Annotated in this window: 15 protein-coding genes; 2 read left to right on the top strand and 13 right to left on the bottom strand. The window is 61.3% G+C overall.

Going from position 1 to position 19,680, the window contains the following annotated elements; genetic code table 11:
- Window positions 1-87: 87 nt before the first annotated feature.
- The 13 genes from arc to dnaJ form a co-directional block, all read right to left on the bottom strand.
- Window positions 88-1,914 carry a proteasome ATPase gene (gene arc, locus QZ540_RS03780; RefSeq protein ID WP_294627870.1) on the bottom strand — a complete coding sequence of 609 codons (1,827 nt, stop codon included), beginning with the start codon at window positions 1,912-1,914 and terminating at the stop codon, window positions 88-90.
- Window positions 1,915-2,048: 134 nt separating this feature from the next.
- Window positions 2,049-3,122, bottom strand: coding sequence for a tRNA (adenine-N1)-methyltransferase (locus tag QZ540_RS03775; protein WP_294627868.1), 1,074 nt, complete (start codon window positions 3,120-3,122; stop codon window positions 2,049-2,051).
- A 283-nt stretch (window positions 3,123-3,405) separates the two neighbouring features.
- Window positions 3,406-4,722: a cysteine--1-D-myo-inosityl 2-amino-2-deoxy-alpha-D-glucopyranoside ligase gene (gene mshC / locus QZ540_RS03770; protein ID WP_294627866.1), complete on the bottom strand. Its 1,317-nt coding sequence runs from the start codon at window positions 4,720-4,722 to the stop codon at window positions 3,406-3,408.
- A gap of 158 nt (window positions 4,723-4,880) precedes the next feature.
- Window positions 4,881-5,729 (bottom strand): undecaprenyl-diphosphate phosphatase, encoded by an 849-nt coding sequence (locus tag QZ540_RS03765; protein WP_294627865.1) that lies wholly within the window; start codon window positions 5,727-5,729, stop codon window positions 4,881-4,883.
- Between the two features lie 176 nt (window positions 5,730-5,905).
- Window positions 5,906-6,808, bottom strand: coding sequence for a hypothetical protein (locus QZ540_RS03760; protein ID WP_294627863.1), 903 nt, complete (start codon window positions 6,806-6,808; stop codon window positions 5,906-5,908).
- Window positions 6,809-6,999: 191 nt separating this feature from the next.
- Complete coding sequence (gene leuA, locus QZ540_RS03755; protein ID WP_294627879.1) at window positions 7,000-8,748, bottom strand: 2-isopropylmalate synthase; 1,749 nt, start codon at window positions 8,746-8,748, stop codon at window positions 7,000-7,002.
- A 424-nt stretch (window positions 8,749-9,172) separates the two neighbouring features.
- Window positions 9,173-10,612 (bottom strand): LCP family protein, encoded by a 1,440-nt coding sequence (locus QZ540_RS03750; RefSeq protein WP_294627862.1) that lies wholly within the window; start codon window positions 10,610-10,612, stop codon window positions 9,173-9,175.
- 212 nt (window positions 10,613-10,824) lie between these two features.
- Window positions 10,825-11,982, bottom strand: coding sequence for a GTPase Era (locus QZ540_RS03745; protein ID WP_210400848.1), 1,158 nt, complete (start codon window positions 11,980-11,982; stop codon window positions 10,825-10,827).
- A gap of 125 nt (window positions 11,983-12,107) precedes the next feature.
- Window positions 12,108-13,562, bottom strand: a complete 1,455-nt coding sequence (locus QZ540_RS03740) for a hemolysin family protein (protein WP_294627858.1) — start codon at window positions 13,560-13,562, stop codon at window positions 12,108-12,110.
- Window positions 13,563-13,571: 9 nt separating this feature from the next.
- Window positions 13,572-14,093, bottom strand: coding sequence for an rRNA maturation RNase YbeY (gene ybeY / locus QZ540_RS03735; protein ID WP_005505992.1), 522 nt, complete (start codon window positions 14,091-14,093; stop codon window positions 13,572-13,574).
- Between the two features lie 3 nt (window positions 14,094-14,096).
- The gene (locus QZ540_RS03730; RefSeq protein WP_294627856.1) at window positions 14,097-15,224 is read right to left on the bottom strand and encodes a PhoH family protein; all 1,128 of its coding nucleotides are present in this window, start codon (window positions 15,222-15,224) and stop codon (window positions 14,097-14,099) included.
- Between the two features lie 129 nt (window positions 15,225-15,353).
- Window positions 15,354-16,133 carry a 16S rRNA (uracil(1498)-N(3))-methyltransferase gene (locus tag QZ540_RS03725; protein ID WP_294627854.1) on the bottom strand — a complete coding sequence of 260 codons (780 nt, stop codon included), beginning with the start codon at window positions 16,131-16,133 and terminating at the stop codon, window positions 15,354-15,356.
- A gap of 161 nt (window positions 16,134-16,294) precedes the next feature.
- Entirely contained in the window at window positions 16,295-17,431 is a 1,137-nt protein-coding gene (gene dnaJ, locus QZ540_RS03720) for a molecular chaperone DnaJ (protein WP_294627852.1), read from the bottom strand.
- A gap of 229 nt (window positions 17,432-17,660) precedes the next feature.
- Here dnaJ and QZ540_RS03715 point away from each other — a divergent pair, with 229 nt between their 5' ends.
- Window positions 17,661-18,530, top strand: coding sequence for a DUF3097 domain-containing protein (locus QZ540_RS03715; protein WP_049353068.1), 870 nt, complete (start codon window positions 17,661-17,663; stop codon window positions 18,528-18,530).
- Window positions 18,531-18,791: 261 nt separating this feature from the next.
- Window positions 18,792-19,211, top strand: coding sequence for a DUF4870 domain-containing protein (locus tag QZ540_RS03710; RefSeq protein WP_294627850.1), 420 nt, complete (start codon window positions 18,792-18,794; stop codon window positions 19,209-19,211).
- Window positions 19,212-19,680: the final 469 nt, after the last annotated feature.

Genomic DNA, 19,680 nt, shown 5'->3' with positions numbered 1-19,680 from the left:
TGGTTGTAGTGCGGGGTAAACGCGAGGTGTGGGCTGAGCGCGCAGGTTAGCGGATGCGCGCCGCCCGGCTCATGCTTGTAGCTCGGTTTAGCGCGCCGGCTCCACCGACACCAGGCGGCCACGCACACCGGCAACGGTGAGCGCATCCTCAATATCGGGCAGAGGCGGCAAATCCACCTGGTCCTCAAACTCGGCGCGTACCGCCTCCAGCAGGTGACGGGTACCAATACCCACGCTCGAGGCGTCCGCACCGGCAGTCAGCGCCTGCAACTGCTCCTTAATCGCCGCCTTCTTCGCGCGGTCCACAATATTGCGAATCACCGCACCCGAGGCGAAATCACCACGGTACAGCGTGTGCGTGGACAGGTTCGCGCTCGCACCAGAACCAACCGTCATGGAAGAATCCACGGTCGCCACAGCGTACGCGGTGGAGGGGGTGCGTGCGTACAGCTGACCTGCCGCCGCCGCAATCATCGCGGTCAGGGCGGCGCGGACGGATCCGGCGGCTGCCACCTCCGCGGCGTCCAGGGGCAGGTCCTCGGTCAGGTACAGGCCGAAGATTTCGGCGGCACCGGCGGCATCCGGACGGTTGATACGAATCTTCAGGTCGAGTCGGCCCGGGCGCATCACGGCGGCGTCGATGAGGTCTTCACGGTTGGTCGCGCCAATCACGATGACGTTCTGTAGCGACTCCACGCCGTCAATCTCGGCAAGCAGCTGCGGCACGATGGTCGTCTCAATATCGGAGGAACGACCCGAACCGCGCATGCGGAACAGCGACTCCATCTCGTCGAAGAACACGACGACCGGGTGACCGGCCTCCGCCTTCTCACGGGCGGCAACGAAAATATCGCGAATCTGACGCTCCGTCTCACCCACGAACTTATCGAGCAGCTCCGGGCCCTTAATGTTCAAGAAGTAGCCGCGGGTATTCGAACCGGGGTTCAGCGCGGCCGCACGAGCCGCCAGGGAGTTCGCCACGGCCTTAGCAATCATGGTCTTACCGTTACCGGGAGGACCGTACAGCAGAATGCCCTTGGGCGGTGCCAGGTGGTAGCGCTCAAAAATCTCGGGGTGCAGGTACGGCAGCTCCACGGCGTCGCGAATCTGCTCAATCTGCGCGCCCAGGCCACCAATCTGCTCGTAGGTGACGTCCGGAATCTCTTCCAGCACGAGTTCCTGCGAGCGGGAGGCAGGCACCTGCGAGGTAATCATGCGGGTGCGCGTATCGAGGGTAACCGCGTCACCGGTGCGCAACTGCTCAATGTCGAGAGAACCAGCCACGCGCGCCACCTGCTGAGCACCCGAGGAGGTATCAACCAGCACGCGCTGCTCATCCAGTACCTCGCGCACGGTCACCACGTCACCGAAGGGCTCGGTATCCAGGGCGAGAACCGCCTCGGTCTTGTCGTTGAGCAGCACGGTCATGCCGGGGGTGAGCGTCGACAGGTCAATGAGCGGGGACACGGGAATACGCATCATGCGGCCGCTCACCTGAACATCCAGGTACGTATCAATCTCCGCGGGGGTCTTATCATCGGCGACCTGCTCGTAGGTCATGGTCTGCCCCTCATGTACCGCCAGCACAATCGCCGAATTCAGCGGCGGCATAACATTCTGCGACAGGGAGGCGCGCAGACGCTCCACCTGGTAACGCATGCTGGTGATTGCCTCAACGAGCTTGCGGTTCTTCTCCCCCGCACCACGAATCTGTCGGCTCATATTGTCGCGGGTTGCCTCCGCTGCAGAGAGTCGACGCAGCACGGCGTCATACTCCTGCGCGCTGACGGGCTGACTGCCGGGCAGGGAGGTCGACCCGAAAGCAGCCGAGTAGTGCGGTGCCGCGCTGGCTGCACTGTGGGCGGTGCCGTGCTGGGGGGTTCCTGCCTGATCTGCAGATTCGTGGGTGGACACGGTAGCTCCTTTAGCTGTTCGTCCTTGTCGGCGGCTACTCAGCGCGGGTGGTCGGGTAGGGCGAGTAGCCTGGTGGGTGCACTGCGGGGGCTCCAGGCAACGCCCGTGCCCCCGCAGGTCAAAGGTGGTTCAAATTATTCGGCGGATTCAGCCGGCTCAGCGGCTGCGTCGTTTTGCGCGGTACCGTTTTGTTCCAGTGCAATCTCGTTCGCGCGTGCGGCGTGAGCGGCGAGGTTCTTCGCATCGCGGGCTGCGCGGCGGATCTTCTTATCGGTCACCTCGCGCTCACCCACATTCATGGGAATCCACGCGTTCATATCCTCTTCAGAGAAGTCAGTCTTGGATGCGCGACGCTTCGGCGCCAGGCGTACCGCACCGTCAGCCAGGCGACGAGCCACGACCAGGAACGCGGTGTGTGCAACCATGCGGTGGTCGGGGCGAACCGCCAGGCCCTCCACGTGCCAGCCGCGAACAATGGTTTCGTCGCATTCGGGTTCGGTGAAGCGACCGTCCAGGCGCATGCCTTCAACCAGGCGGGACATCTGGGTCACGGTCGCAATGTAGCAGATGAGTACGCCGCCGGGTGCGAGCGCCTCCGCCACAGCGTCCAGGCACTCCCAGGGTGCGAGCATGTCGAGGACGACGCGGTCGACGCTGCCGGGCTCTTCAACCTGCGGCAGGGTGTCCTGCAGGTCGCCGATGCTCAGCTTCCACGCCGGGTGGGGGCCACCGAACATGGTCTCGATGTTGCCGCGGGCGACGTCTGCGAACTCTTCGCGACGTTCGAAGGAGTGCACGCAACCGTAGTCGCCGACCGCACGTAGCAGGGCGATGGACAGCGCACCGGAACCGACGCCTGCCTCGACGACGCGCGCGCCGGGGAAGATGTCAGCCTTGACGATAATCTGGGCGGCGTCCTTGGGGTAGACGACGGCTGCGCCGCGCGGCATGGAGAGCACGAAGTCCTTGTAGAGGGGGCGCAGCGCCTGGTAGAGGATGCCGTGAGTGTTGGCGATGACGGTGCCTTCGGGTGCGCCGATGAGGTCGTCATGCTTGAGGAAGCCCTTGTGGGAGTGGTATTCGCCGCCTTCGGCGAGGGTGATGGTGGTGATGCGGCCGCGTTCGTCAGTGATCTGGACGCGCTCGCCGGGGCGGAAGGGGCCGCGGCGGTTGATTGCGCCGGTGGGGGTGGGGGTGCCGCTGCTCACGGGGTGATTCTCCTCGGGTTTGGGTCAGTCTGTGCTGTTCGCGCTTTGCGGCGAACTGTGGACGGAAAAAGTCCTTTTCTATTTTAGCGGAGACTGCAAATCGGCTGTGGCGTGTTACCCCGCAAGCGTGATAATGAGGCGGCGGCTCCCCCGCCCGGTTTTATTACACCGCGGTAGAAAGCTGGCGCATTACATGGAGGCACAAAAAAGCGCAGGGCGACAGCCACGGCTTTCACACCGTAGCGCCGCTCCTGCGCTTCAACGTTTTGTGGGGTGTTGTTCCTTAGAGGACCACGCCCAGGCGTGCCGCCAGGATGTCACGCACCAGCGCGCCACCGCCGACGGTGGTGTCCGCCAGAGCCTTCACAGCCCACGCATCCACAGCCGCCAGTGCCGCCGGTGCGTTCAGGTCCTCGCCGAGCGCCTCACGCACATCGCCCAGCAGCTCAACAGCCGCCTCATCGGTAACGCCTTCGGAACCCTCACGGCCCTCAGCCATCGACACCGCGTGACGGTAAGTGTCCAGGCGAGCCTTCGCGTGCTCCAGCAGCTCATCAGTCCAGAACCAATCCGAACGGTAATGCTGACCCATAATCGCCAGGCGCACTGCGTTCGCATCCTCACCGGCTGCGCGCAGACGCGAAACCAGCACCAGGTTGCCGCGGGACTTGCTCATCTTGTGGCCGTCCAAACCGACCATGCCGGTGTGCGCGTAATGCTTAGCGTGCGGGCGTGCAGACACAGCCCACGAATGGCCAGCACCCAGGTCGTGGTGCGGGAAGGTCAGGTCGTTACCACCAGCCTGAACGGTCAGCGAACCATCCACGAACTGGCGGGCAATCATCGTGCACTCGATGTGCCAGCCGGGGCGGCCCGCGCCCAGCTCGCCGGCGTCCCAGCTCGGCTCGCCCTCACGCTTCACACGCCACAGCAGCGGATCCAGTGCGTCACGCTTACCGGCACGGTTCGGGTCGCCGCCGCGCTCAGCGAAAATCTCCAGCATCTCATCACGGGTCAAGTGGCAGACCTCGCCCGGCGCCCACGAGTAGCCCTCAGCGTTAGCGGGCAGCTCGCGCACAGCCTTCAAGTCCAGGTACACGTCACCGTCAGGCTGCTCAACGCCCTGCTCGTCGGTGAAACCGGGCACGCGGTACGCCAGGCCGCGGCGCAGCAAATCCTCAATCAGCGGGAACAGCCACTCAATGGACTCCACCACACCCACATAGTGCGCCGGCGGAATCACGTTCAGCGCCTTCATGTCGGTGCGGAACAGCTCCGTCTGATCCTCAGCCAGCTCACGCCAATCAACGTTCGTGGCGGTCGCACGCTCCAGCAGCGGGTCGTCCACATCGGTCACGTTCTGCACATAGGTGACCGGCACGCCCGCATCCAGCCAGGCGCGGTGCAGCAGGTCAAAAGCAACATAGGTGGAGGCGTGACCCATATGCGTCGCGTCGTACGGGGTGATACCGCAAACGTACAGGCTCGCCGCCTTATCCTCCTGAACCTGAACAATCTCACCAGCCGCAGTATCAAAAATACGCGGCAGCGCAGCCTTACCAGGCAAAGTCACAGAGGCCGGGGCATCCCAAGCTCGCATGGGTTTCCTTTCCGTAAAAACGCCCACACCCGGTGGACGCGCCACACCCGCCGCCCAACCTACGGGCATGCGGGTGCCAAAAAATCTACTTAAACAAGAATACCCGCCCGTGAGAAACTCACGGACGGGTATGTCATATCACGCTGAGGGCTAAAGCCTTAGAACGCCGAAGAAGTAGCGTTCAGAACGCCAGTGCCCAGACCAACGAAAATCAGGATACCGAGCGCAATACGGTACCAAATGAAAATGCCGTAGGACTTCGAAGACACGTACTTCAGGAACCAGCCAATCATCAGGTAGCCCACCACGAACGCGACGATGGTCGCCACGATAGTCGACGGGATACCGTAGTAGCCGGTCGCCTCAGCACCAGTGAACACCTTGAAAGTCTTGTACAGACCGGACATGAACACTGCCGGCAGAGCCAGAAGGAACGAGTAACGAGCCGCAGCCTCACGGGTGTAACCCATGAACAGACCCGCGGTAATGGTACCGCCCGAACGGGAAACACCCGGAATCAGTGCCAGCGCCTGCGCGAAACCGTACAGAATACCGTGACGGAAAGTCAGGTCCTTCAGCTCACGCTGCTCACGGCCGAAACGGTCCGCAAGACCCAGGAACACCGCGAAGACAATCAGCATGGTCGCCACAACCCACAGGCTGCGGAACTGGGTGTCAATGTAGTCTTCCAGCAGCAGGCCCAGAACGCCGATGGGCAGGGAGCCGAAAATAATCAGCCAACCCATGCGGGCATCCGGGTCGTTGCGCGGTACGCGACCGGTCAAGGATCCGAACCAGGACTTCAGGATGCGAACAATATCGCGCCAGAAGAAAATCAGAACCGCAGTCTCAGTACCCAGCTGGGTGATTGCGGTGAACGCGGCGCCCGGGTCAGCCCTCTCCGGCAGGATCTGGCCAACAATGTTCAGATGCGCCGATGATGAAATCGGCAGAAATTCGGTGAGGCCCTGAACGAAGCCCAAAATAATTGCTTGAATCCATTCCACGCATTCAAGGATACAGGAGGCGCACCCGCCCGGGGCGGTTCGCCGAGGGTGATGTGGAACTTCCGCAAACCGCCCCGTCCACACTGTGAAACGCTCAGGGCGCCGTTTCAGGCGGTACACCGCGGTGCATTCACGTCTCAGCTGCGTGTCAAAAGCGCGTCAAATGTGTGAGCGTACTAGCCGCACGACCAGTCAAAAACCCCGGTCTCAAAATCAAAGACCGCGCTACCGCACCCAAAATTCAGCACATCAAACTCATCGAACTCAATATAACGAGCCGACAGGCCCTCCGGCAGAGCCTGCGCATAAAAATGAGTGCCACCCAGGTGAGTATTCACCGCAATCAGCGGCTCCGCCCACTCAAACCACGCCGAATCCTCCGCATCCCAATCGAAAGGACTCAGATAACCGGTCTGCGGGTCAACATTCTCAAACACATCACTGGGGACCTTACCGGCATTCGGGTCGCCCGCCGGAACCCACCCCAGCAGAGCAGGATTACGATCCAGTGGCTGCTGACGATCCGCCAAAGCCCAGGCGCTGAAGCTCTCCTCCTCACCACGATGCTCACCGGGGCGGCGCACGTCCTGCGGCGGCTCCGTACGGGACGAGAACTCCTCCTCATTCAGGTACAGCACCGCAAACTCGGCATCCAAAATATCGCGCAACAACAACTGATACGGATGCACCCGCGCCTGCGCATACTGCACCTCAAACGGGTCATCACTTGCAGCATTAGCAACGCCCTCAGTCGCATCATCCTCAGCGAACTGACCATCACCGGCAAAGAACGAAAACGCCACCACGCCCGGATACTTCTGCGCATCCGGCAGGTACTCCCCCGGCAGCTTCACCGTAAAAATGTGCTGCATCGGCAAACCAGTAAACGTACTGCGCGGCCACTGATCCTGCTCAATACCGGGACCGGTAGAACCCACCCAGCCAGCCTCCCACACCTCGGGGGAACCGGCAGGCAGAGCAGTATCATCACCACCGCTCAACTCATAATTCCATGCACGAGCAGAAGAATCGGTGCCCGCCGCATCAACGGGACTGAACACCATCGCGTAGCTTTTCATGAGAGTTCCTTCTCTGCAGACTATTCGCCTAATCCGTCCCGCAGTCCGCCAATGCGCAACACCAGCACGCATTAACGCGTAAGGGCGGGATACATACTCCCAGTATGCATCCCGCCCCCGCATCATGCACGGTCAACGGTCACCAGCCAGCGGTCACCCGCAAACCTGCACGAAATATGTACGGCTATCGCCTACGCCTGACGCTCATCACGCAGCGCACGGTTCACAGCCGAAATCATCGCCTTCAACGCCGCACGAGTCGTCGAGTTGTCCACACCGATACCCCACAGCACGCGAGAACCAACAGCAGCCTCAACGTAGCACGCCGCGTTAGCAGTCGACGAAGACGACATGGTGTGCTCCGAGTAATCCATCACGCGAATATCCACGCCCTCGCCCGACAGGATGTTCTGCAGAGCATCCACCGGACCGGTACCCGAAGCGGAACGAGTGTAGGTGTGGCCATCAATGTTCAGACCAACACGCAGAGTAGTCGCACCAGTATCAGCCGAATCAATGTTAATCGACTCAATACGGTACTTACCCCAACGGTTCTGCGGATCCGGAGCCGGCAGGTACTCATCCGCGAAGATGTTCCACAGCTTCTCGCTGGTCATCTCGCCACCCTCAGCGTCGGTACGAGCCTGAACAATCTTCGAGAACTCAACCTGCGCACGACGCGGCAGATCCAGGCCGTGATCCTGCTTCAGCAGGTACGCCATACCGCCCTTACCGGACTGCGAGTTCACACGAATAATCGCCTCGTAGGTGCGGCCCAGGTCGCGCGGGTCAATCGGCAGGTACGGAACCTCCCAGTAGACCTCATCCACGGTCTTACCCGCCTCAGCAGCAGTACGCTCCAGAGCCTCAAAGCCCTTCTTAATAGCGTCCTGGTGAGAACCAGAGAACGCGGTGAACACCAGGTCGCCACCGTACGGCGAACGCTCGTGCACCTTCAACTGGTTGCAGTACTCAACAGTCTTACGGATACCGTCAATATCAGAGAAATCAATCTGCGGATCAATACCCTGGGTGTACATGTTCAGACCCAAAGTCACCAGGTCAACGTTACCGGTGCGCTCGCCATTACCGAAGAGGCAACCCTCAATACGGTCAGCGCCCGCCAGGTAACCCAGCTCAGCAGCAGCCACGCCGGTACCGCGGTCATTGTGCGGGTGCAGCGACAGCACAATGTGCTCGCGGTGGTTCAGGTGGCGGTCCATCCACTCGACCGAATCGGCGTACACGTTCGGGGTAGCCATCTCAACGGTAGCGGGCAGGTTCACAATCAGCTCGCGGCCATTCTGACCAACCTCCAGCTCCTCAGCCACAGCGTTCACCACGCGAGCCGCATACTCAAGCTCAGTGCCGGTGAAGGACTCAGGCGAGTACTCGTAGATGACCTTAGTATCAGAAATCATCTGCTCTTCGTACTTGCGGCACAGGCGCGCACCCTGCAGGGCAATATCCAGCACGCCCTCCTGGTCCTGCTGGAACACCACGCGGCGCTGCAGCACGGAGGTCGAGTTGTAGAAGTGCACAATCGCCTGCGGTGCGCCCTCAATCGCCTCAAAAGTACGGGCAATCAGGTGCTCACGCGCCTGCACCAGAACCTGAATGGTCACATCCGAAGGAATGTGGCCGTCCTCAATCAGGGTGCGCACAAAATCAAAGTCAGTCTGGGACGCCGAGGGGAAACCCACCTCAATTTCCTTGTAACCCATCTTCACCAGCAGCTTGAACATCGCAAGCTTACGGTCGGTGTCCATGGGGTCAATCAGCGCCTGGTTGCCGTCACGCAGATCCACTGCGCACCAGCGCGGAGCCTTCTCAATGACCTTATCCGGCCAGGTGCGGTCCGGCAGGTCAACAACAATCTGTTCGTGGAAAGGGCGGTACTTGTGTACCGGCATGGGGCTGGGCTTCTGGTGGTTTTTCATCATGAATTCCTGTGGGTTGGTCCGTCTCGCTCTACCCCAGTTTCGGGGCTCGTACCGTGCCGGGTATCGGTCCCCGGCTGCCGTGTTCAAGGCGGTGCATCAGAAAGGATGCGAAGGTGAGATGCCGCGTCAAAAAGCCGGAACGGTTGCGGCAGATTCTAGCGTGCCCCGTTCCGGCGAATAAGCAGCAGGTTCGCTGCCTGGCGGGTAACCCCGCGCATGCTCTCACCGTGAATAGTCATACCTCCACGCTATCACAGCGGCCGGAGGCGGTGGCACAGCGCACGGGGCGCCGTCCATCATCTGGAAAGAATTAACGGCGAGAATTAACGACGAAGGGGGCGTAGCCACCATTACTGGCGCTACGCCCCTTCATTCGCTATTCACGCATCTGCGCTTGCCTCATAGTTCCCAGCAGCCGGGTCTAGTAGGCGAAAGCAGTCTGGCACTTATTCTGATCAGCAGTTTGACCGGTCGCGTTACCCGCAATCGCAGCCTCCTGCTTCTCCATCGCCTCACCGGACGGGAAGTCAGTACCAATCGTCACCGACACGCCCTGAACCTCTTCGGTCGCCACCACGCGGGTCACGTTCAGCTTCGCGGCGATCTCCTTCGCCTCCGCCTCGTAACCGGACGAGTAGAACACCGTGGTGAAGTTCGTCGGGTTAGCCGAAGTACCCGGGGTAACATTCGTGTAGCCCAGGCCCTCAATCACCGAAGCGATCGTAGCCGAGCGACCATCCAGACCGGTCGCGTTGTACACGTTCACCGGAACCGTACGATCCAGCTGAACCGGAGCGGCAGAAGTAGCCTCAGCTGCCGGAGCCTTCTCCTCCTTCAGCGACTTATCGTCACGCAGACGCTGGAACACATTCGCAGCATCCGCAGAAACCTGCAGGCGGTTCTCATCCTGGCTCCACGGCTCAGTCGGCACCGTCGCAAACACAACATTCGACAGGTCCACGCCGCCGAGAGCCGCACCAACACCCACCAGAGTGCTGATATTGCCCAGGTTCTTATCCACCGTCACGTTCTGAGTAATCGCCTCAGCAATGTTAATCAGACGGCCCGGATTCGACAGAGTACCCTCGCTCTTCACCTTACGCAACAGCGAAGACAAGAAGCCCTGCTGAGCCTGAATACGACCAATATCGGAACCATCCGAGAAGCCGTGGCGGCTACGCAAGAACGCAAGAGCCTGCTCACCCTCAACAGTGGAGGTACCGGCAGGCAGCTTCAGGCCGCTGTACTCGTCATCAATCGGAGCGTCCACACAAACCTGAACGCCGCCAACAACCTTCGACAGCTCCTTCACAGCGTTAAAGTCCACCAGCATAAAGTGGTCAATATTCACGCCGGTCAGCTTGCTAATGGTCGCCACAGTACAACCAGCACCACCGCGAGACAGAGACTCGTTAATCTGAACGTTCTCCTCAGCCGGGTACACGGTACCGCTCTCAGGGTCAGTACACTGCGGCACATCAACCATCAGGTCACGCGGGAACGACAGAACGCTCACGTTCTTACGATCCTTGCTAATCTGCAGAAGCATCATCACGTCCGCGCGAGCCTCAGAATTGCGGTCATCCTCATTACCGTACGCGCCGTTATTGCCCTTACGGGTATCGGAACCAATCACGAGAATGTCCAAGGCGCCGTTCTCCAGGCCGTCCTTGTAATTGCTGATGTTCAGCTCCTGAGTATGCAGATTATTGCGCATACGCAGAGCCAACACGCCACCGAAGCCAACAACAATGACGAGCATGCACGCGGTAAGCAGAGCAATCCACTTATTGCGGTTTGAAGTCAGCACCGTCGTGCGCATATGACGACCGGTGCTTCGTAAACGAGGTGCCTGGGGCATACCTTTTCTCTTTCTGCCGGTGAGCAAGTGCTTTCTCAGAGTAACACTCTTCCCTATGAGCGCCGAATGAGAGTGAAAAGTTTCACCCGGAGGCAAGCGCACATTAGTGCAAGCCACCGGGCGAAAATAGGGATGCGCGACCGCCCCCAAGGGCAACCGCTCAGGGTTGCTTCCCAGGGTAACCTCTCAGGGCGATGCGCTCAGGAAAGCTACTAGAATCCCAGGCGGTTCAACGCACGCGCGTCAGACTGCCATTCCTTCGCAACCTTCACATGAATATTCAGGTAAATGCGGGTACCCAGCATCGCCTCAATCTGCTCACGAGCCTTCGTACCAATCTTGCGCAGATTCGAGCCGCCCTTACCGATAATGATGTACTTCTGCGACTCACGCTCCACAAACAGGTTCACGTGCACATCCAGCAGCGGGTTATCCGCCGGGCGGCCCTCACGGAACTCCATCTCCTCAACCGTCACAGCAATCGAGTGGGGCAGCTCCTCGCGCGCACCCTCCAGAGCAGCCTCACGCACCAGCTCCGCAATGAGGGTTGCCTCCGGCTCATCGGTCAGCTCACCCTCCGGGTACAGCGGCGGCGACAGCGGAGTGTACTGCGCCAGCAGGTCAGCGACCGCATCCACCTGGAAATGCTTCACAGCAGACACCGGGATAATCGCAGCCCAGCCGCCCTTACCGTCAACCGGCATCGGCTCAGAAACCTCACCGGCACGGCGCTTAGCCGCAGGACCGGAACCCTTTGCGAAAGGCACAGCATCATTCTTGCCGCCCTTACCCTTGGGGCCCTTACCCTTCTGCTTCGCACGATGCGCGGCACGCTTAGCACGAGCCGCACGCTCAGCGCTCATAACCTCTTCGCCGAGCGCTTCAACAGCCAGCAGCTGCTCACGCAACTCCTCAGAGCTCACGGTGTCAGCCTTCGTCACAATCGCGACCACCGGCTTATTGCTCGACGCCACCAGCTGCGAGGCAATATAGCGGTCACCCGGACCGATCTTCTCATTCGCCGGAATGCAGAAGCCCAGCACATCCACCTGAGACAGAGTGCTTGCCACCAGGTCGTTCAGACGCTCACCCAGCAGAGTGCGGGGGCGGTGAATACCCGGGGTGTCCACCAGAATCAGCTGGTACTCGTCCTTGTGCACAATACCGCGAATCGTGTGGCGGGTCGTCTGCGGACGGTTCGAGGTGATAGCCACCTTCTGACCGACCATCGCGTTCGTCAGAGTGGACTTACCCGCATTCGGGCGGCCCACCAGCGACGCAAAACCCGAACGGAAGTCCTTCGGGTAGGTCGGCAGTGGGGTGCTCAAGTCCAGAGTGCTCAAATCGAGCGGGGTGTACTCCTGGTCCATTGTGTTTCTCCTTGTCAAACCCCGTGCGGGGTGTGTGGGGTGCCAGACTCATCTACCGTGCGCCTTCGGGGCGGGGCGGCTGGCTCAAAGTGTGTATGGGATGATGCGGCGTCTATGTTCGATATTTAGCGGTTGCCGTGCTTATCGGTGGCAGGTTCAGCCTCTGCGGTATCTCCCGGAAGGTCCGGATGCGCATGCGGCTCAGACACCGCGGGCGGCTCGGTGTCCACGGTGAGAAGGTCAGCGGCCTCAGACTCCGGGGAACCGGCAGAACCCTCAGCGTTCTCCTGCTCATCACGAGGCGGCTCGTACCACGCCTGCAACATGTCCACCTGGTGGCGGCGGCCCGACGAACCAATCGCACGAATATGAATGCCGTCAATCTCAATCTCAGAACCAACAATCGGCACCATGCCCAGATGCTTAGCGAGCAGACCGCCCACCGTATCAACATCTTCATCGTCGAGTTCACGACCGAAAATCTCGCCCAGCTCATCAATACCCAGACGAGCCGACAGACGGAACGTGCCGTCATCATTCAGCGTGTACTCGGGGCGCTCGTGGTCGTACTCGTCAGAGATGTCGCCAACCAGCTCCTCGATCAGGTCCTCAAGGGTAATCAGACCGGCGGTTCCGCCGTACTCATCAACCACGATCGCCACGTGCGTGGACTCGCGCTGCATCTCACGCAGCAAGTCCATGGCGCGCTTCGACTCAGGCTCAAAACGAGCCGGACGCATCAGCTCAACCACGGTCGGCAGGGCGGTACCCGCGGGGGCCTCACCGTGCAGGATAAAGGCGCGCATCGCATCCTTCAGGTAGAGCACGCCCAGAATCTCATCGCTCGAATCACCAATCACCGGCATGCGCGAATAACCCGAACGCAGGAACAGGCTCAGCGCCTCACGCAGCGGGGTGTCGCGGCTGGCGGTGAGCATGTCGGTACGCGGAACCATGAGCGAACGGATGCGGGTATCGTCCATCTCAAAGACGGACTGCACCATCTGCGCCTCGTCATCTTCAATGGTTTCAGCGTCGGAGGCGCGATCCAGGAACTCGCGCAGCTCCTCCTCATCGAACACACCCACCGGGGCCTCAGCCGAACGTTCCGGCGCCAGGCGCACACTGAGCTTATCGAGCAGACCGGTCGCCGGGCTCAGCAGAACCGACAGGTAGTGCACCGGGCGAGCCAGCACACGAATCGACGCGACCGGGCGGTTACGTCCCAGAGCACGCGCCAGCACATGCAGAATCGGGTAGCCCACCAGCGCAACAATCACGAGGGTCAGCACGATGGCGAGCGCGTGCACCTCAACCAGGTTCAGCAGGCAGGTCATGGTGGCGAGCACCGCGGCGGCTGCCGCAATGAGGCGGGTCAGGCGCAGCGGGTGCGTGTACGCCTCGGAGTCACCGTCGAGGGTGCGCTGCAGGACGCGGGCGCCGAGGGTGTCCGGGTGTGCCTCCACTGCTTCCTCAGCCTCGTTGTGCGGCAGGTAGGTGAATGCGGTTTCGGCGATTGCCGCAACCACGGTCAGGCAGAGCGCGAGAACGGCGAGGAGGGCTGTGAGTAGAATGTCCACGCCGCTCCCCTAGTGTCGGGTTTCGACCGGTGCCGGGCGACCCAGGAACTCTTCGAGGATGGAGCGCTGAATGCCGAACATTTCAGCTTCCTCTTCGGCGGTGCCGTGGTCGTAGCCCAGGCAGTGCAGAATACCGTGGGTGGTGAGCAGGCACAGCTCATCGAGAGTGCTGTGACCCGCATCTGCGCCCTGACGTGCGGCGACGGGCGGGCAGAGGATGATGTCGCCGAGCATGCCGCTGGAGGGGTTTTCGGGGGTTCCCGGTTCCAGCTCGTCCATGGGGAAGCTCATCACGTCGGTTGCGCCGGGCAGGTCCATCCACTCGATGTGCACGCGCTCCATTTCGTCTTCGTTCACAATGGCGATGGACAGGTAGGTGTCATCGGCAAGGTGCATGCGTTTGAAGGCGTGCTCGACGAGGCGGGTGAGCACCTCGGTGTCTACCGCTTCGAAAGATTCGCGGATGAAGGCGTCGGTTGCCGGGTCGGCACCGGTTGCGGGTTCTTCACAGTCGAATTCGATCTCTGCCACCGTTTAGCGTCCTTCCGGGGTGGTCTGTGCGTTGTCGGAGTTGTTCTCGGCGTTCTTTTCGGAGCCGCCGTTGATGCCGGCGCGGTCCAGCAACTTCTCGGCTGCGGCCTCGATGGTGGCGCGCTTGACCTTGCGGTTGCGCTTGCGTTCCATTGCCTTCTGGTCTTCGCCCCACTGGTCGTAGGCGGACACAATGTTCGACACCAGGGTGTGGCGAACCACGTCAGAGGATTCCAGGATGCTGAAGTGAATATCCTCCACACCCTGCAGAATGTTGCGCACCTGCTTCAGACCGGAGGCGGCGCCACCGGGCAGGTCAATCTGGGTGATGTCACCGGTAATGACCATCTTCGAGCCGAAGCCCAGGCGGGTCAGGAACATCTTCATCTGCTCGGCGGTGGTGTTCTGCGCCTCGTCGAGGATGATGAATGCGTCGTTGAGGGTGCGGCCGCGCATGTACGCCAGCGGTGCGACCTCGATGGTGCCCGCCTCCATGAGCTTGGGGATGGTTTCGGGCTCGAGCATGTCGTGCAGTGCGTCGTAGAGCGGGCGCAGGTACGGGTCAATCTTCTCGTTGAGGGTGCCGGGCAGGAAGCCCAGACGCTCGCCAGCCTCCACGGCGGGGCGGGTGAGGATAATGCGGTTCACCTCGTGGCTCTGCAGCGCCTGCACAGCCTTCGCCATGGCGAGGTAGGTCTTACCGGTACCCGCCGGGCCAATACCGAAGATGACGGTGTTCGCGTCGATAGCGTCCACGTACTTCTTCTGGTTAATGGTCTTGGGGCGAATCGTGGTGCCGCGGGTGGACAGGATACTGGTGGACAGCGAGTGCGCCGGGTTGCTCAGTTCGTCACCGAGCATGCCCATGAGGCGGTGAATGACCTGCACGGTAATCTGCGTGTCGTGGCTGGAGAGCACGCGCAGTTCGTTCAGCAGCTTTGCCGCGGTGTTGACGGCCTCGGAGGGGCCGGTGATGAGCACGTCCAGGTCCTTGGGGCGCAGGCTAATCTGCTCGAAGTAGTCCTCGATGATGTTCAGGTGCGCGTCCTGCGGGCCGAGCACGGCAATCATTTCTGCGGCGCTCTTGAAGGATACGGTGCGCGCGGTCGACAGAGGTCGGGAGGTAGTCATATGGGCTCCTTGGCTAGTGATGTATTTACAAGTATAGATGGGTGTGATGCGTCACGCCCCGGCTGGGTTTAGCGGCGGGTACAAGCGCAGGCGTGCAGCTTGGCTGAGTGGCGTTCTACCAGCGGCGCTTTACCAGCGACCCAGCACCACGTTCAGGGTGCACATGGCGGCAGAACCCGCGGTGGAGGAACGCAGCACCTCATCACCCAGTAGCGCAAGCTGCGCACCGGCTTCGGTGAAGAGCTGCACCTCGCGGTCGCTGATGCCGCCCTCGGGGCCGACGAGCAGGTAAATTTCTTCGGGCAGGTTCTCCGCCTCTACAAGCTTGCGAGCCAGGGCGCTCAGACGCTCCGTCGCCTGCTCGTGCAGGATGAACACGGCGGCGGACTGCTCGGAGCCTTCACCGGCGACTTCTTCGATGAGTTCCACCAGGTCGGTGGTGCTGTACAGGTCGTACACCTCGGGAATGAGCGCGCGGCGCGACTGCTTCGCCGCGGCGGTCACCGTGTTCTGCCACTTGGTGTGTGCCTTGGAGGCGCGCTCCCCCTTCCACCGCACAATCGAACGGTCTGCACTCCACGGAAGCACACCGTACACGCCCAGCTCGGTCGCCGTCTCGATAGCGAGCAGGTCGCGGCCGTCCTTCGCGAGCGCCTGCACCAGGTAGATGGAAGGCACGCTACGTTCTTCGCTCAGCTCCTGCACCTGCACGCTCACGCCGTCCGCGTTGATGGAGGCGACCGTACCGAGTGCGCGGCGGCCGGTGCCGTCACCCAGGTCGATGCGTTCGCCGAGCTCCAGGCGCTTGACGAGGGCGTGCTTGCCTTCGGAGCCGCCGAGCGCGTGGACGGCGCCGGGGGTGAGTGCGTCGTATTCTTCCGTGCTGATGTAGAAGATGGGGGCGCTCATGGTTCTCCTTGAGGGGCGGCTTACTGGTGCCGGTAGTGTGCGGGTGACGTGTGAAATAGTGTGCAGCGTAGCGCGAGCGCATGCCGCACAGTACTGACAGGAAAGCGGCGGGTGCGGGTTGAGTACCGCACCCGCCGCATCCTGAGCTTGGTGTAGGAATCCTACTTGAACTGGTCCTTCAGGCGGGAGAAGAGACCGCCGCGCTGCTTAACCTGCGCGCCTTCGTTCAGCGGCTCGTTGCGCAACGCCGCGAACTGGCGCAGCAGCTCGCGCTGTTCTTCGGTCAGGTCGGTCGGGGTGACCACCTGGATACGCACCAGCAGGTCGCCGCGTCGTTCGGTGCCGAGCACGGTTGCGCCCAGGCCGTTGAGGGTGATCACGTCGCCGCTCTGAGTTCCGGCGGGGATGTTGACTTCCTGGTCGCCGTCGAAGGTCTTCAGCGGAATGGTGGTGCCCAGTGCCGCTGCCGCCATGGGGATGTTGACGGTGGTGACCAGGTTGTCGCCCTCGCGGCTGAAGTACTTGTCGCGCTTGACGTTCAGGTCAATATACAGGTCGCCGTTGGGGCCGCCGTACAGGCCTGCCTCGCCCTTGCCGCGCAGGCGGATACGCGCCTGGTCGTGCACGCCGGCGGGAACGTTGAAGGTCAGCGGAACGTCTTCGCGTACGCGGCCCTGGCCGTGGCATTCGGCGCAGGGGGTCTTGATGACGGTGCCGTAGCCGTGGCAGTCGGGGCATTCAACCTGCTGCATGACGGTACCGAGAATGGACTGCACACGACGCTGCATGAAGCCGTGGCCGGAGCAGGTGGTGCAGGTTTCGGGCTGGGTGCCCTCTGCGGTGCCTTCACCGTTACAGGACTTACAGGTCACGGCGGAGCGACGCTCAATGGTCTTCTCAACACCGAAGACGGCTTCTTCCAGGGTGATGGAGACGGTAATCAGGTCGTCCTGGCCCTGGCGGGTGCGGGATGCGGGGCCGCGGGCACCTGCCGCGCCACCGGTGAACATGTTCAGCAGGTCCTCAAAACCGCCGAAGCCGCTGAATCCGCCGCCCGGGTAGCCGCCGCCTCCGGGGTAGCCTGCGCGGCCCTGTTCGTCGCCGGTGGTGTCATAGTTGCGGCGCTTTTCGGGGTCGGAGAGCACCTCGTAGGCGAGGGTGACTCGCTTGAACTCTTCGGCTGCGTCCTCGGAGGGGTTCACGTCGGGGTGCAGCTGGCGTGCCTTCTTTCGGTACGCCTTCTTGATCTCTTCGGGGCTGGCGTCTTTCGATACGCCGAGAGTATCGTAGTGGCTCATGCGTTTCCTTCCTCTCGAGACGATGGCGGTGCTCGATGAGTGCACCGCCAACAATGGTCGTATCAATTCTAGGGGATACTACCCCCGACCCGATACAATGGCTAGGCTGAAAGGGGGCCGCTCCCGCTATCCGCTTAATCTGCGGCGCGTGTGCCCCTGAAATCGGCTCCGTAGTCCTACCGTATCTGTGCCCCTACCGCCTGCGAAAATTGCCCCGAAGGAGAATACGTTGAGTACCCACCACTCCCCCTACGGCTGGGGTGCCCAGGATCTAAACGCCGCCCGCATGAGCCGCCAGGCGCCGCCTCCGCGTAAGGTGCCGCTGCAGCGCGGCCTGCTGATTGAGGATATTAACGGCTGGGTGGGTGAGGTCGTGAAGGCTGAACGCATCGGCGGTGCCCTGTTCTTCGGTCTGGAGGACGCGAAGGGCCGCGTGAAGAACTTCCCGCTGGGGCCGGGCTACCTGATTGAGGGTGAGCCCGTCGAGATTGTTGCCCCGGTGGCGGCGAAGGAGCCCAAGCGCACGATTTCTCGTTCTGGTTCTATTGCGGTGAAGAACGCCCCGGCTCGGGTGGCGCGCGCCTCCCGCATCTGGGTTGAGGGTCTGCACGACGCCGAGCTCGTGGAGAAGGTCTGGGGCCACGATCTGCGCGTTGAGGGTATTGTCGTGGAGCCGCTGCACGGCGTGGATGACCTCGCCGGTGCGATTCGTGAGTTCGCGCCGGGCCCTGGCCGCCGCCTGGGTATTCTGGTCGACCACCTCATCGAGGGCACGAAAGAACAGCGCATCGTTGCGGAGGCGCTTGCCGTGCCGGGTGCCGCCGGGCACGTGAAGATTGTGGGCCACCCGTTCATCGATATTTGGCAGGCGGTCAAGCCGTCGGTGCTGGGTTTGAAGGCGTGGCCGCAGGTGCCGCGCGGTGAGGACTTTAAGAAGGGTACGCTACGTCGTCTGGGTCAGCCGCACGAAACGCAGGCAGACGTTGCGCAGGCGTGGAAGCACATCCTTTCGCGGGTTGATTCGTACGCCGACCTCGACCCGACCCTGCTCGGCCCGGTCGAATCGCTCATTGATTTTCTGACCGAACCGGGCGCGTAGATCCGCTCAAACCCATCAATTCGCCCCCGTCTGCGGGCTAGGGTGTGAATTTGCTCAGAACCTTTCCCTCCAGGGCATTATCCTGTGGGTTTTACCCGCTAAAGCGGTACAATAGTTGAGCATGTGGCATTGACCCTGTGGGTTTATGTTGCACCATCACTACACTCCGGTCACCACCGCTCAAACGACTCACCTCCTCGGAGGGTAGATCCACCGGCCTCGGTGATCACCACAAGAAACTTCTATCGAACCAGGATTTTCGTGACTAACGATGTTCGCCCGGCAACCGGGCCTCAGAAAACCCGTAAGATTAGCGTGATTCAGGACCGCAACCGCGCGACTCTCGCGCATTTCGGCGGTATTCTCGGCATCATCCCCTCCGCTGCGGTTTTCTACGTCAGCCGCAATAACGCGCCCTTCGCTGAGCAGGAAGCTCGCGAGGCAATGAACTTCACCCTCCTGCCCTCCATCGCTCTGGTGGTGCTGTGGGTTGTGTCGTTCCTGCCCGGCATGGGCAACATTGCCATGGTCCTGGGTGCGCTCGTGTGGCTGTTCATGGCTATTGCGTCGCTGCGCGCCGGCATTGAGGTGAACCGCGGCGAGCCGTACAGCTACCGACTGAACCCGCGCCTGCTGGACCACTTCTACTCCACTGATAACGCTGAGTCTGCAGAGTCCTAAACCGCGCTGATAACTTTTACGATGAACGCCCCGCACGTTGTGTGCGGGGCGTTCTACGTTTAAGCGCTGCTGTTCTCAAAGCTACTGGCGGAGGCGGTAGCGCACCGGGTTTGTGTCTGCCGGTTCTATACCTGCCAGCAGCTCTGTGCCTGCGGGATATGTGCCCGGCTGGGGCTGTAGCTGCACTGCCTGAATTCCTTTGCCCGAACTTCTTTGCCTAGTGCGCATGAATTGCCGCAAACTGTACCGAACGGTCGTGTTGATAATCGTTGTTAAACGATCGTGGGCCCCTGTTACCAGGAGCCCACAACCGTATTCACTCAACTTCAGCAAAGACGAGAACACGCTGTTAGACATATACCGTCCTGCCATGACCTATTATGGCACAGCGTAACCTTCAACCACAACTTGAAATTGGGTGTTTTGAGAAAATTTTTCTTAGGAAAGTATTCGAAAAATACGAACCCTA

Source organism: uncultured Rothia sp. (assembly GCF_916049665.1).
GTDB lineage: Bacteria > Actinomycetota > Actinomycetes > Actinomycetales > Micrococcaceae > Rothia.
Note: the sequence above shows the minus strand (reverse complement) of the source record. Positions and strands in the feature narration are given on the sequence as shown.

Bases quoted from the DNA above. Each gene is read 5' to 3' on its own strand.
- mshC (WP_294627866.1), bottom strand. From the start codon at position 4,722: ATGCGAGCTTGGGATGCCCCGGCCTCTGTGACTTTGCCTGGTAAGGCT.
- QZ540_RS03760 (WP_294627863.1), bottom strand. From the start codon at position 6,808: ATGAAAAGCTACGCGATGGTGTTCAGTCCCGTTGATGCGGCGGGCACC.
- leuA (WP_294627879.1), bottom strand. From the start codon at position 8,748: ATGAAAAACCACCAGAAGCCCAGCCCCATGCCGGTACACAAGTACCGC.
- QZ540_RS03750 (WP_294627862.1), bottom strand. From the start codon at position 10,612: ATGCCCCAGGCACCTCGTTTACGAAGCACCGGTCGTCATATGCGCACG.
- QZ540_RS03745 (WP_210400848.1), bottom strand. From the start codon at position 11,982: ATGGACCAGGAGTACACCCCGCTCGATTTGAGCACTCTGGACTTGAGC.
- QZ540_RS03730 (WP_294627856.1), bottom strand. From the start codon at position 15,224: ATGACTACCTCCCGACCTCTGTCGACCGCGCGCACCGTATCCTTCAAG.
- QZ540_RS03725 (WP_294627854.1), bottom strand. From the start codon at position 16,133: ATGAGCGCCCCCATCTTCTACATCAGCACGGAAGAATACGACGCACTC.
- dnaJ (WP_294627852.1), bottom strand. From the start codon at position 17,431: ATGAGCCACTACGATACTCTCGGCGTATCGAAAGACGCCAGCCCCGAA.